Genomic DNA, 12,669 nt, shown 5'->3' on the forward strand with positions numbered 1-12,669 from the left:
CACGAAAGCGACGATCGTGACGACGAGGCACAGGACCAGGGCCAGCACGTTCATGCCGCCGAGCCGTGCGCGCGACAGGATCGCCGAGATCACCGTGGTGTGCACCGATGACGCTGCTGCGAAGGCGATGACGTTGACGACAGACGCTCCGCCGATGTTCGCGACGCGTCGGACGATGCCACTCAGCGGGGCCAGGACGCCGAGGACGGCGACGGCGGGGAAGAGCATCACCAGCAGCCGCAGCATCGCCAGGCCCGCGAAGGTGAACAGGTCGCTGACGAGTCGGAACAGGCCGGTGAAGGTGGCACCGAAGACGGTCATCAGCCCGGTCCCCAGACGACCGCCGGCCTTGCCTTGCAGGGTCGCGTACGTGGTGGGGTCCTGGTCCTGGATCTGCTGGGCGGTGTCTTTCCACGCGGCAGCCTTGGCGTCAGCGAGCTCTTTGGCCGTGTCCGGGCTGGACTTGGCCTCCTTGGCTTCTGTCCAGGTGTAGGCGCTGGCCTTGAACAGAGCCGGTCCCCAGCGCTTCGCGGCCGAAGAGTCGCTGGAACCGAGCTCGCCGCGCAGCCACGCGTCATACAGGATCCGGTCGACCAGAAGGGAACCCTGCGCGCGAGCGGGGTCTGAGGTGGGCGGCAGCGAGGCGAGGCCCGAGCTGGCGCCGTTGACGCCGGCGATGCTTGCCGTGATGGTCTGGTCGAAGAAGCTGGAGACCCGCGCGGGGTACTGCGCAAGGCCGGCCATCACGGTGATGACGAGGATCGCCCACGCGGCGGCTCGGGTGACATCGGAGAGCCGGCCGTGCGCGGAGTAGAAGAGCAGCAGCACGACGACGCCCAGCAGCGCGGCACCACCCCAGGGCGACCAGATGGCATCGTGCACGCGGGTGGTGACCGTGCCGACGACATCGTCCAGCGGGGCCATGGAGTCGCCGGGATGGGCGATCTTGTTGTGCAGTCCGTTCGTGGCTGCGGTGCCCCAGTTGGCGACTGACAGGGCGGCGTTGCCGAGCATGGTGTCGCTGGCTGCGCCCATGTCGCGCACGTCGCCGCCGCAGCCCAGGTCATAGGTGTGCCAGGTCAGTCCGGCGTAGCCGTACTGCTCGTAGACGCTGGTGGTCGGGTGAGCGGCCCACGGGTCACCGGGCGCGGGGAGGGGGTGGGGCGGAACATCGAGGAAGCCCGTGACGCCGTCACCGGGCATCTGCGCCGTCGGCGCGTCCTTGCAGTCGGGAATGCCGGGAATGCTGGGGCGCGCCTGCGCGGTGGACGCCGCGGCGATCCCAAACACCATGGCCAGCGCAGCCGCGGCGAGCACCAGGGCGACGCGGCGGGAGCGCATCAGGCGCTCTCTTCCTCGAGCTGGCCCACCGGGACCGTCGGTGCGCCCACGGCGCCGTCATTGCGGTGCCGCCCCAGCCGGTTGCGCGCCTTCTCTGGGTCGGCCGTGGTGCTCAGCGCCTCGAGCAGGCCGGGGTGCGCGGACATGTCCATGCGGATGCGTTCGATGCCGCCGGTGCCGTCGCTGAAGATGAACTCGCGGGCCCCTCGTCGCCCCTCCCTGGAAGGCCGGGACAGGGTGCCGAAGATGGCTTCGTAGCCCACGCCCTCGCGCACGCTGGGTAGGAATCGCAGCGCGTCCCGCTGGGCGCCCTCGTCGGTCAGGCGGCCGATGAACGCCGCCGAGATGAGGTTGGCCAGCCCGAGGTCGAGCAGGTCGGAGGGGTTCTGGCTCGCGAGGAGCACGCGGGTGTTGTGCTTGCGGCTGTCGCGGGAGGCGCGGTCGATGAAGCGGCGCCCGGTGCTGAACGTGGACAGCGCCCAGGCTTCGTCGATGAAGATGCCTTTGCGGGCGTGGACGTCGCCGAAGTACATGCCGCGCTGGGTCAGCCAGGCCGCCAGGTAGAGCACGCACATGCTCAGTCGTTCATCGAGATCGTCGGAGTACGGGGTGTTCTCGTCCGGCAATGCGAGCCCTCGCAGGCTGTAGACGGTGAGCAGTGGCTCGTCGTGCGCGTAGTCGTGGTGGTACCCGGCGGGGAAGATCAACCGCCCGTGGCTGGTCTTGGCGGCCTCGCGCAGGAAGTCGGCCAGGTAGCCGGAGTGGCGCTTCAGCTCGGGGTCGCCGTCGAGCGCGGCCAGCTCCTCGACCACGTCCATGGTCGACGCGGTGTTGGTGGCCCGGACCTTGCCGACGGCGCGCATCAGGGCGACCTCGGTGAGCACATGGTCCTGCATCTGACGCGGGAGCATCGAGCGCAGCACGCTGGAAGTGAGTAGGCGGCGGGTGTCGGCTGCGTTGTCCTGCGCCGTGCGCCAGTCCAGGTCGGAGGCGTAGTGCTCACGGCGCGGTTCGGCGATGACACGGTAGGTGCACAGCACGCCCGCCGGGGCGTCGAGCAGGTCAACGGAGCGGGAGTACTCCGCCAGTTCCGGCATCCGGCACAGTGCCGTCAGCCGGCCGGAGGGGTCCAGCACCGTCCATGGCACACCTTGCAGCAGCGACCGGTAGATGACGTTGCCGCCGGCCGTGGACTTGCCGCCGCCCAGTCCGGCGCACAGCACGGCCAGCCCGGACTCCTCGCCACGCTCGGTCATCTCCCACGGCTCCCAGGTGACCACCCGGGAGGACGTCCCGGACGTCTCGCCCAGGTGGATGCCGATTCGGTCGCCGACCTTGGCCGTCGCAGCGGGAACGGCCGCGGCCAAGGTGGTGACCGGCATACGTCGCCGGTATGCCGTGCTGCCGAGCCGCTCGCCCGGGATGAACTCGCGCGCCACGGCGTACTGGTCGGCCGGCCGGGCGATGGTGATCTGCGGGGCGAACAGCTTGCGCACCGCTGAGGCGCGCTCAAGGGCCTCCTCCTCTGTCGGCGCGGAGACAGCGAGGCGGAACCAGCCGCGCGTGCGGGTGCTCAGCCCGGACAGGCCCATGGAGATCTCGTCCTCGACGGCCAGGGCCCTGTCGGCCTGCCGGTCCAACGCGCCAGGGGCCGGCTCGGCATGCTCGAGCTCGTAGTGGTCCTTCTGGGCGCGGATCTTCTGGATCGAGCGCCGCATCGCTGCCCCTACCTTGGCCGAGTCCTCGACCTCGACTCGCCCGGACCACTCAACGGGGAAGCCGAGCTGGTCGGTGCGCTGCATCCACGGGACGCCGGCCGGGATCTCCAAGTCGGTCATGCGGCCGACGGACAGGACGCAGACGTGCCGCTCGAGGCGCTGCGTGCCGTTCTCACCGACAACGCGGATGGTGCGGCCGTAGGGGATGGCGGTCCAGCGCACGTGGTCGGTGAACTCGCCGAGATCCTCGCTCTCCCAGTGGCCGTCGTCGACGGCGCCGAGCGTCAACGGGGCAGGGAGACCCAACGAACAGGAGCGGTGCAGCAGCCACTCCAACTGGCGGGGCGTCGCAGGCGAACCGTCCATCCCTGGCGAGGACATGATCTCGTCGGTCTCGCGGATCCGGGCGGAGAGGGCGGCGACCTCACGGTCGGAGATGGACCCAGCCAGTCCACCGAGCGCCTGATAGAGGCCCTTGCGAGCCGGGATCTCCACGCCGACGTAGACCTCCTTGTCGGCCATGGACCGGCCGGCCAGGTGCCGCTGGTCGCGCATGAGGTAGTCGCGCCACGCCGGCAGGGGGGCCGGGGCGTTGGCGTCGTGGGCGGCGGCCCAGTTGCTGACGGGATAGGGGCGGGTGGTCACCCGGATGTGGAGGTTACGTTTGACCAGTTGGGCGTAGGTGTCCGCGCCATCGATGATGAGTTGCTCGCGCACCGAGTCAGGCCGGAAGGACCAGCCTTGGGGGTCGAGCAGGTACCAGGCGTGGATCTTGTCGGCTGTCACGGTGCAATGGCCGCTGATCCGCCGTAGGGCGAGGCCGGAGGTGGAGCCCATTACGCCTCCTGAGGCTGCGCCTGGCGTCGACGCGCGGCGCGACGTTGGGCCCGGCTCACGCGAAAGGGGACTGCTCGCACGCGAGCCGGGCGGATGGTGCGCTCGGTGATCTTGGTCTGCTCGCGGGGCGCTTCAATCTCGTGCGCGAAGGCCGCGAGCACCGAGCTGAGCGGACGGTCGTGGTCGACCACGTTGAGGATGAGGCGGGTCAGGCCGACGGTGGCGAGGACGCTGTAGGCGAGGGAGAAGAAGCCGAGGCCAATACCGAGTCGTCGCTCGATGACTTGGAGCAGGACGAACACGACGAGGCCGACGGCGTAGGCGACGTAGCGTGCCCGCCAGGGGAGGGTCTTGCGAGGCGGGCCTAGCCAGACCGCGTTGACGTTGTAGATCTCGTCATCGACTGGCAGCCGCATGAGCCCGGCCCTGTCAGCCCGTCACCAGGCCGGCGAGCCACTGGCCCATGTTCTCGGCATGGCCACCCGTCGCGAGGCCAAGGACCGCGAGGGCGATGATCACGCCGGCGACGACCTTCATGGCGCGGGCGTTGTCGCCTCGCTGTGCGACGACGAAGAGCATGACTGCGATGACGAGGATCAGCAGCGGGATGACGTTGGACTTGATCCAGTTCTGGAGGCCGCCCGTGCTGGCAGCGGTCGCGAGAGTGGCATGTAGAGCGGCCATTTTGTCCCCTAACGAGGCATGTGTCCGGATCTCTCGGGACTCAACGTAACCCCGCTCACATGCGTTGTCGAACAGATGCGTGTGATTGGTAATGCTTGTCTATTCGCTGACCCAGAGAGCCAGCCGGGGTCTTGGACTCCCTTGTCGCGGGGCGTCGGCCGCAGATGTTGGCCTCCGCGGCGCTGGCCGATCAGGAGCCGCGGGTGCGTGGCCGGCCACGCTTTCTGATGGGGCCGGCCTTGCTCGGCATCCGGCCTGCGTCGGTGAGGGCGCGTCGGAGCAGCATCTCCACGTGGGCGTTGAGGCTGCGGAACTCGTCGTCGGCCCAGCGGATGAGGGCGTCGTGGACCGCCGGGTCGACCCGCAGCAGCACCTGCCGTCGTTCGCTCAAGGCTTGCCCTCTCAGCTGTAGAGCGATCCGGTGTTGACCACCGGAGTTGGCGGCTGGTCACCGCACAGCACGACCATCAGGTTGCTGACCATGCTCGCCTTGCGTTCCTCGTCAAGGTCGACGACCTGGCCTTCGCTGAGCCGGTTGAGGGCCATCTCGACCATGCCGACGGCACCCTCGACGATGCGACTGCGGGCGGCGACCACGGCGTTGGCCTGCTGGCGGCGAAGCATCGCCTGGGCGATCTCCTGGGCGTAGGCGAGGTGGGAGATCCGGACCTCGACGATCTCCACGCCGGCGATGGAGACCCGTTCGGCTACCTCGTGGGCGAGCTCGGCGGCGACCACATCGGTCGCGCCGCGCAGCGAGGCGCCCGTTTCCTCGGCGTTGTCGTAGGGGTGGGTGTTGGCGACGTGGCGCAGCGCGGACTCTGCCTGCACCGAGACGAAGTTCTCGTAGTTGTCGACGGCGTACGACGACCGCGCCGTGTCGGCGACCTGCCACACCACGATCGCGGCAATGTCGACGGGGTTTCCGTCGGAGTCGTTGACCTTCAACCTGTTGGTCTCGAAGTTGCGGACCCGGATGCTGACCCGGCGTCGAATGGTCAGCGGCAGCACCCACCAGAAGCCGGGCTTGCGGACGGTGCCGACGTACGTGCCGAAGAACTGGACCACGTAGCTCTGTCCGGGCGCCACCACCACGAGCGAGGTGGCGACCAACACGAACATCAGGATCGGCAGCCAGGTCCAGCCGGACGAGGCCTTCACCGCGGAGTAGGACCACCAACCCAACGCGATCAGCACGACGACGCCGGCCCAGCCGGTGATCGCGAGGGCTGGTCGCTGCGTGATGTCGACCCGGGCCCCTTGGTGCCCGACGGGCTCTGCGCGGGGGACGGGTCTGGGGGTCGGCTGCTCGGTGTCGCTCATGAGAGCCTCCTCTGAAGAGTGCTATCACCGGGATAGCACTCTTCAGACCGCCTGCCAATGACACGCCGCGCTGCGGGCGGCGCCTTGCCCTGGTCCTCGCACACCCCACCGCTACGAGCTCCCCGGGCTCCCCGGGCCTCCCGGGCCAGCGAAAGACGCCCGTCGAGATCAACCAGACGCTCTCACGCGACAGCCGGTCGCTACCCTTCCAACATGTTCAACGTCGGCCAGGCCGCCTCAGCCCGGGCCGCGTTCCGCCTCGCCGGCTATCTGGAGCCGCTCCGAACCCTGCCAGTGACCTCAGGAGACGAGCGCATCTTCGTCCTCGCCGAGAACGACCTGACCGTCGAACAACGGCACGACCTTGCCCTAGTCCTGCAGAACCTCCTCCAGCGCAAGGTTTGGCTCATCGACGACAAGCAGTCCGGCCCACCCTTCGAAACCGTGGACTTCGAGTAGCCGTGTCTACCGCTCCGGCCGCCCTCTCAAGCGCTGGCGACGGCGGGACCGGGGCTTGTGGTCTCCGCGGGTTGTGGGCACCAGCTCCTCAGGCCAACTCCTCCCGCCCCATGAAGGCCATGTGACAGGGTTCGGTTCGTGGGGTCATGCGCGATCTGCGGGCACGAGACGAACGACCACGACAGGCACGTTCGTTTTCGCCTGCCGGAGCCGGTCCTTCACGCTCCCGACCGGGAGAGCACTGCTGGCACGTGGACCACCAACCCCGACCCCGCGGCAGCGGTCATGATGATGGTCCCCAACGTGGGCGCATTTCTGCGCGCTCTCCTGCCCGTGCACCTGGCCGAGGGCCACACCCTCACCTACGGAATCTGGGTCGGCGTGCACCCCGAAGACCTCAAGAGAGCCTTCACTGTGTGGTGGGAACCGGAGTACAAGGAACTGCAGCTGGCTGGCCACATCGCCAACGTCGTCGAGCCCTGGGGCCTCTTGGGTCAGCCGGTCAACCTCAGTGTGCGTGATCCCGACCAGACGCCCTACTGCACATCGAGTGCCAGCGTCGAACTCCACGAAGTCCTGACCCGGGAATGGGATCACGGTCCGGTACTTTCGGCACTGCCATAGCTCTAGATCAGTGGGCACAGCTTGGGCACATGATGTCCTCGAGCCAAGCCACCGACGGATCGCGCGACGCACGGTTGGCGCCGGTGACGGGTGCGGAATCCATCGTCGCGTTGTGTACGACGGACATGTCCAGCCGGGCGAGGAATCCCTCGCTCAGGCCGTGATCGCGTCTGGGTCGTCCATGAACTTGCGGACATCTTGCGCGCACCGGCAGGCGACCGCGAACTTCGCGGCCCACTCCAGCGCCGCCTCGCGGGTGGGTACATCGACGATCGCCACGCCGCCGATGAGCTCCTTGCTCTCCAGGTACGGGCCGTCGGTGACCATCCCGTCGGTTGCCACCACGGCGTGCTCCACGTCGCCGTCCTCGTAGCTCAGCCCGCCGGCGAAGACGAACACGCCGGCATCCTTGGCCTCCTGGCACACAGCGTGGGCGGCCTTGCCCGTCTCGGGGATGTCCTCCTCGGGGATGTGGTCCATCGCGCCCTTCTCGAACGAGATCAGGTATTTGGGCATCTCATCTCTCCCTCGTCTGGGAGGCCTTCTTCCGACGGCCTCTTCACCCCTACTACGAACGTCTCTCCCGGGGTCCGACAAGCTACCGGCCGAAATCTTCACCCGACCCCCGCCGACAGCGGTCCGGCGTGCCACTCAGCGCTGCACGGATGCTCCGGCCAGGTAACCGTGGTGGCGGCCGTTCGTGGCCGCCCCCTCTGGATGCTACGGACGCCCGGTGAGTTGTGTGGCACCGACGACGCTGTGGCTCCTCGACCGTGCTTGTGGTCAGCCGACCAGTGCCTGCGTGCCGAGCACGGTGAGTAGGGCCAGGCGCTGGGCGTCCTCGGTGTCGGGCTCGGCGGTGTAGACCATGATGCGCAGGTCGCTGCCGGCGACGGTGAGCACGTCGCAATCGAGTGCCACGGGGCCGACCTGCGGGTGGTCGATGACTTTGCGCGCGGCCTCGTGGCGACCGACCACTCCGGAGTCCCACAGGTCGGCGAACCGGTCGCTGTGGGCCCGCACGTCGGCAACGAGTCGCTGCAGTCGTTGGTCGGCCGGGTAGCGGCTGGAGGCTGCGCGAAGGTCGGCCACCAGAGCTGTGTCCAGGGTGTGCCGGGACTCGGGCGTGTAGCGAGCTCGGGAGGCCGGGCCGACGAACTGCCGCCATACGGCGTTGCGCTCGTGTCCGCGCCAGCCGGACGGATCGCCCATCAAGGCGGCGTACGGCGCGTTCGCGACCAGCAACGTCCAGGAGGCGTCGTGAACCGCGACCGGCGTTCCGGTCAGCCGGTCCAGCAGGCGCTGGACGCTCGCCGTGAGGTAGGCGGGAACCGACTCCGAGCCCGGTGGCAGCAGGCCAGCCAGCCGAAACAGGTGCGCGCGTTCTGTTGCCGACAGCCGCAGCGCCCGGGCGAGAGCCTCGATGACCTGTGGGGACGGGTGGGAGGCGCGCCCCTGCTCGAGCCGGGTGACGTAGTCCACGGAGACCCCCGCCAGGAGTGCCAGCTCCTCGCGGCGCAGCCCGGGCGCGCGCCGCTGCCCTCCCTCAGCCAGCCCCGCGGACTGAGGGGTGACCCGGTCGCGCCACCGGCGCAACGCCCGGCCAAGTTCTGTCGTCGCCATCCCCACCAGTGTCACCCGTGCCGTCGGCTGCTGGCTGGTACCCCCAGTCCCAGGAAGAGAAGGCGGCTGGCTGACCACTTCGCCCAGGCGGAGGGTCGGGGCCATGACGACAACCCTGATCACCGGAGCGAACAAAGGCTTGGGCTTCGCGGCCGCGCGCCGACTCATCGCCGCAGGACACACCGTGTACATCGGCTGCAGGGACGCCGAACGCGGGCGGCGGGCCGCCGACGAGCTGGGCGCCCGGCTCGTCCTGCTGGACGTTACCGACGACGAGTCCGTGGCCGCAGCCGCCAAGACCGTCGAGGACCAGGGCGGACTCGATGTCCTGATCAACAACGCCGGCATCGAGGGGCGCACCCCAGGTGGCGGCATCACCAGCGCCGCCGAGACCACCGCCGACCTGATGCACGCCCTGTTCGAGACCAACACCTTCGGTGTCGTGCGGGTGACCCACGCCTTCCTGCCGTTGCTGCAGGCCTCGCCCGCCCCCGTCGTGGTCAACGTCAGCAGCGGTCTGGCGTCCCTGGCTCACGTCACCATCCCGGAGACACCGACCTACGCCTACCCCGGCGTCGCCTACCCGGCGTCAAAGGCCGCGGTCAACATGGTCACCGTCCAGTACGCCAAGGCCTTCCCGAACATCCGGATCAACGCTGTTGAACCCGGTTACACCGCCACGGACCTGAACCACCACAACGGAATCCAGACCGTCGAGCAAGGGGCCGAGATCATCGTCCGCATGGCACAGGTGGGACCGGACGGGCCGACCGGAGGCTTCTTCGACGCCCACGGCCCGATCCCGTGGTGAAGAGGGACGAGCGGCGCGGCTGGACACCGACGCACAAGATGCCTCTGGGCAGCTAATGGACCGGCTGACCCGTGAGTGCGGAGGGCAGACGTGGCACATCCGGGCTCACTGAGCCTGTCCTGGGCGTGACTCCCCGTACGCCCACGACCGGATGGCGGGGTGGACCCCGGTACGCCCGTTGGCCGAGTGCCGGGAGAAGGGGCCGAACTAGCGTCACGAGCGGAGCGCTGATCAGCGCATGACGGACCTCCGGGAGGCGAGGCGACCATGACGACAATGCTGGTATTCCACGAAGTTGACGACGTCGACCACTGGCTCCGGTCAACGAAGCGGGAAGAGGTGTTCGGGCCGCTCGGCATGACCGCGCGAACCTTCGTCGACCCCGCGAAGACCAACCGGGTCGGGCTCATCGTGGAGCTCACGGACGTGGACACCTTCCAGAAGTTCCTCCAGACGGATGCCGCCGCCGAGGCCATGAAGTCCGATGGGGTCCGCCCCGACACCCTGGTCATGCTGGTCGAGCCCTAGCCCGAGATGTCGGGGCGGAGTCTGCCGACCCGTTCTCGGGACCGGGTGGGCATGGTGTGGGGACGTCCCCCCGCGTGCCTCTGTGCAGCGACTTGTCCAAAAACTGTCAATCCGGCCCAGGCTCCGCCGGCGAACCTCCCCTGCGTGGCGGGACTGGGTCGCCGCCGTGGCTGTGTCCGCATGTCAGGCGCCGGCGGGCACCGCCACCCCCGAGCTCACCCCCGAAGCCGGCCGGCACCGCGAGGTCCAGCGGGAGGTCTGGCGCCGCGAGGATGAGGGGCTGCAGTCCGAACCGGTATGACGGGTCGGTCCCGTGCAGGAGGTCGGCTGTTGCACCAACAGCGGGAGCCTGCGCCGCTACATTGACGCGATGACCCCCAAGCCCCCGTTCGGCAGCCTCCTGACGGCGATGGCGACCCCCTTTGGCGCGTCCGGTGGTGTCGACCTGGAGGCGGCGGCGCGGCTCGCGGCATACCTGGTCGACCACGGCAGCGACGGCGTCGTCGTCTCCGGGACCACGGGCGAGTCGCCCACCACGACGCTCGGTGAGAACGGCGACCTGCTGGCCGCCGTCACGGACGCCGTCGGCGGCCGCGCGTTCGTCATCGCCGGCGTCGGCACCAACAGCACTGCGCACTCCGTCGAGCTCGCCGAGCAAGCCGCCAAGGTCGGCGTCGACGGGCTGCTGCTGGTGACGCCGTACTACAACCGGCCGAGCCCGTCGGGCGTCCTCCACCACTTCCGTGCCGTCTCGGCCGCCACCGACGTCCCCGTGATGCTCTACGACGTGCCCGGGCGCACCGGCACCCGCATCGACCTCGCCACCTACCGGGCCGCCCGAGAGATCGACACGATCGTGGCGGTGAAGGACGCGACCGGGGACCCCGCCGGGTCAGCCCGGCTCACCGACCTCGGGTATGCCGTCTACTCCGGCGACGAGGCGCTGACGTTGGGCTACCTCGCCTACGGCGCCGTCGGCCTGGTCAGCGTCGTCGGGCACGTGGCCGGAGCCGAGCTGCGCGCCCTCATCGACGCCTTCGTGGCTGGCGACCACGCCGAGGCCCTGAGGCTGCACTGCGCCCTCACTCCTGCTTTCGACGCCATCATGGGGGTGCCCAACTACGGTGCGACGACTGCGAAAGCGGCCCTCGAGCTGCTCGGGGTCCTCGACAACCGCCGCGTGCGGGGGCCGCTCGAGGCCCTCGACGAGGACGAGGTCACGGCGCTGCGCGATGGGCTGCTCGCCGCCGGACTGCTCGCCTGACTCGTCGCGCTGTGTATGGCGCACGGTCCGGATGACGACCGGCCACCCGAGCGGGCCGCGTGACCTCCCTTCGGCGGGAGGTCAGGGCTGCAGGCCCTGCCAGGACCAGCGCGGGATAGGCAGCCCGTCAGGCACGTCGTCGGGGGACCGGTGGTAGCGGGACATCGTCGTCGTGGTCGCCCAGGCGAAGTAGTCGTGCAGCACCGCCCGGATCCGATCGCCGTCGGCCAGTCCGACGTCGGTCATCGCCTGGTCGAAGCAGGCGATCGCCCGTGCGTCCATCTCGGCGTGCGGCCCGTTGCCGCTGTGCATCCGCACCACGGAGGTCTCGTCGCCATGCCTTTGGGAGTAGGCCGGCGGGCCGCCGAGCGCCTCGCCCCAGTAGGCGGCGAGACGTGCGCTGTGCTCCGGGTGGAGGCCGTGGCTGAACGCGTGGCTGACCACCTCGTCAGCGAGGACGCGCGCGTGCCAGGCCTCGGCCAGGCGGAGCAGCCCCTCGTCGCCACCCGCCGCGTCGTACACGCTCCCCATTGCCCAAGGATGGCGGCTCCCGGCGCTCCGCGACAGTCCCGCGACCCCGCCCCGGACCGCGGTTGGCCGACTTCCAAGATCTCGTCAAGACCCTGCGGTGGGGTGGCGGCCCGCGCGCATGCTGAGCGTATGCCGGGGAAGGCGCACCTGCGCTTGGGCGACTTGATTCATGCCGCCCTTGCCTGCGACGTGTGCGCGGTCCGGCGGCTCCTCGACGACGGGCTCGACCCGGGCATCGCCAACGCCCAGGGGTTCACGGCGCTGCACTTCGCCGCTCAGGCGCGCTGCGCGGCGGTGATCTCCCTGCTCCTGCACGCGGGAGCGCACGTGGACCCCCGGGACGACTGGGGCAACACGCCGCTGTCGTGGGCGGTCTTCCACGCCCGCGGGGAGATCGCAGCCGTGGCGGTCCTCCTGGCTGCGGGGGCTGACCCGGACGCGCCGAACCACGTCGGAGTGACGCCCCGGGAGCTGGCCGAGCGCCTCGGCGCCGACAAGCTCACCGCGCTCTTCGCCCAGGGCACGGCGCGCGGCTGAGTCGGACGGCCGGGTATCGCGGGTGGCCGGCTCCTGCTCGCCACGGCAGCAGCCTAGACGGACATGGCTCGCCCGAACCCGGCAGCTGCCGGACGCCGGGCCGCTTCCTCGGGCACCATGGCCCCATGACCGAGGTCCGGGGGGACGTACTGGCTGCGCCGACCACACCACGCCGCCGGCTCTGGCTGGTCCTCGCCGTGGCTGCAACCCTGGCGATGGCCACCCCATGGGTCGTGGCGGCCTCCCGGGGCGGCCGCGCCGGCGGCGACCCGGGCGGACTGCGCCTGCAGGCCCTGCGGCAGGTGGCCGCTGCGCTCCCGGCCGGTGCCGACGTCGAGCAGCGCACCGAGGCGGCCCCCCTCTGGGGCTCCTGCGACGGCAGGCCGGGG

At 69.9% G+C, this 12,669-nt stretch carries 16 protein-coding genes; 7 read left to right on the plus strand and 9 right to left on the minus strand.

The window, feature by feature from the left end; genetic code table 11:
* The 6 genes from VF825_RS17415 to VF825_RS17440 all read right to left on the minus strand — a co-directional run.
* Positions 1 to 1,341 (minus strand): hypothetical protein (locus VF825_RS17415; protein ID WP_331115707.1); only part of this gene is annotated, 1,341 nt, incomplete at its 3' end.
* Positions 1,341 to 3,845 (minus strand): ATP-binding protein, encoded by a 2,505-nt coding sequence (locus tag VF825_RS17420; RefSeq protein WP_331115709.1) that lies wholly within the window; start codon positions 3,843 to 3,845, stop codon positions 1,341 to 1,343. The genes VF825_RS17415 and VF825_RS17420, both read right to left, overlap by 1 nt.
* 50 nt (positions 3,846 to 3,895) lie before the next feature.
* Positions 3,896 to 4,312: a hypothetical protein gene (locus VF825_RS17425; RefSeq protein ID WP_331115711.1), complete on the minus strand. Its 417-nt coding sequence runs from the start codon at positions 4,310 to 4,312 to the stop codon at positions 3,896 to 3,898.
* A gap of 13 nt (positions 4,313 to 4,325) precedes the next feature.
* The gene (locus VF825_RS17430; protein ID WP_331115713.1) at positions 4,326 to 4,580 is read right to left on the minus strand and encodes a hypothetical protein; all 255 of its coding nucleotides are present in this window, start codon (positions 4,578 to 4,580) and stop codon (positions 4,326 to 4,328) included.
* 190 nt (positions 4,581 to 4,770) lie between these two features.
* Positions 4,771 to 4,971 (minus strand): hypothetical protein, encoded by a 201-nt coding sequence (locus VF825_RS17435; RefSeq protein ID WP_331115715.1) that lies wholly within the window; start codon positions 4,969 to 4,971, stop codon positions 4,771 to 4,773.
* A gap of 11 nt (positions 4,972 to 4,982) precedes the next feature.
* Complete coding sequence (locus VF825_RS17440; protein WP_331115717.1) at positions 4,983 to 5,903, minus strand: SPFH domain-containing protein; 921 nt, start codon at positions 5,901 to 5,903, stop codon at positions 4,983 to 4,985.
* 213 nt (positions 5,904 to 6,116) lie between these two features.
* Here VF825_RS17440 and VF825_RS17445 point away from each other — a divergent pair, with 213 nt between their 5' ends.
* Positions 6,117 to 6,362 (plus strand): hypothetical protein, encoded by a 246-nt coding sequence (locus VF825_RS17445; protein ID WP_331115719.1) that lies wholly within the window; start codon positions 6,117 to 6,119, stop codon positions 6,360 to 6,362.
* Between the two features lie 138 nt (positions 6,363 to 6,500).
* Positions 6,501 to 6,986: a DUF2199 domain-containing protein gene (locus VF825_RS17450; RefSeq protein WP_331115721.1), complete on the plus strand. Its 486-nt coding sequence runs from the start codon at positions 6,501 to 6,503 to the stop codon at positions 6,984 to 6,986.
* Between the two features lie 153 nt (positions 6,987 to 7,139).
* Here the strand turns inward: VF825_RS17450 and VF825_RS17455 are convergent, their stop codons facing one another.
* Both VF825_RS17455 and VF825_RS17460 read right to left on the minus strand, forming a co-directional pair.
* Complete coding sequence (locus VF825_RS17455; protein ID WP_331115723.1) at positions 7,140 to 7,502, minus strand: YciI family protein; 363 nt, start codon at positions 7,500 to 7,502, stop codon at positions 7,140 to 7,142.
* Positions 7,503 to 7,769: 267 nt separating this feature from the next.
* Positions 7,770 to 8,609, minus strand: a complete 840-nt coding sequence (locus VF825_RS17460; protein ID WP_331115725.1) for a helix-turn-helix transcriptional regulator — start codon at positions 8,607 to 8,609, stop codon at positions 7,770 to 7,772.
* A gap of 103 nt (positions 8,610 to 8,712) precedes the next feature.
* Here VF825_RS17460 and VF825_RS17465 point away from each other — a divergent pair, with 103 nt between their 5' ends.
* The 3 genes from VF825_RS17465 (at position 8,713) to dapA (ending at position 11,212) form a co-directional block, all read left to right on the plus strand.
* On the plus strand, positions 8,713 to 9,420 hold the full coding sequence (locus VF825_RS17465) for an SDR family NAD(P)-dependent oxidoreductase (protein ID WP_331115727.1): 708 nt from the start codon (positions 8,713 to 8,715) through the stop codon (positions 9,418 to 9,420).
* Positions 9,421 to 9,696: 276 nt separating this feature from the next.
* The gene (locus VF825_RS17470) at positions 9,697 to 9,948 is read left to right on the plus strand and encodes a hypothetical protein (RefSeq protein ID WP_331115729.1); all 252 of its coding nucleotides are present in this window, start codon (positions 9,697 to 9,699) and stop codon (positions 9,946 to 9,948) included.
* Positions 9,949 to 10,318: 370 nt separating this feature from the next.
* Positions 10,319 to 11,212, plus strand: a complete 894-nt coding sequence (gene dapA / locus VF825_RS17475) for a 4-hydroxy-tetrahydrodipicolinate synthase (protein ID WP_331115732.1) — start codon at positions 10,319 to 10,321, stop codon at positions 11,210 to 11,212.
* Between the two features lie 81 nt (positions 11,213 to 11,293).
* Here dapA and VF825_RS17480 read toward each other — a convergent pair whose 3' ends face one another.
* A complete protein-coding gene (locus VF825_RS17480; protein WP_331115734.1) occupies positions 11,294 to 11,743 on the minus strand; it encodes a group II truncated hemoglobin in 450 nt (149 codons plus the stop codon).
* Positions 11,744 to 11,872: 129 nt separating this feature from the next.
* Here VF825_RS17480 and VF825_RS17485 point away from each other — a divergent pair, with 129 nt between their 5' ends.
* Positions 11,873 to 12,280: an ankyrin repeat domain-containing protein gene (locus VF825_RS17485; protein ID WP_331115736.1), complete on the plus strand. Its 408-nt coding sequence runs from the start codon at positions 11,873 to 11,875 to the stop codon at positions 12,278 to 12,280.
* 125 nt (positions 12,281 to 12,405) lie between these two features.
* On the plus strand, positions 12,406 to 12,669 hold a 264-nt coding region (locus VF825_RS17490; protein ID WP_331115738.1), incomplete at its 3' end, for a hypothetical protein.

Origin of the sequence: Oryzihumus sp. (genome assembly GCF_036391795.1) — a bacterium.
Taxonomy (GTDB): domain Bacteria; phylum Actinomycetota; class Actinomycetes; order Actinomycetales; family Dermatophilaceae; genus Oryzihumus.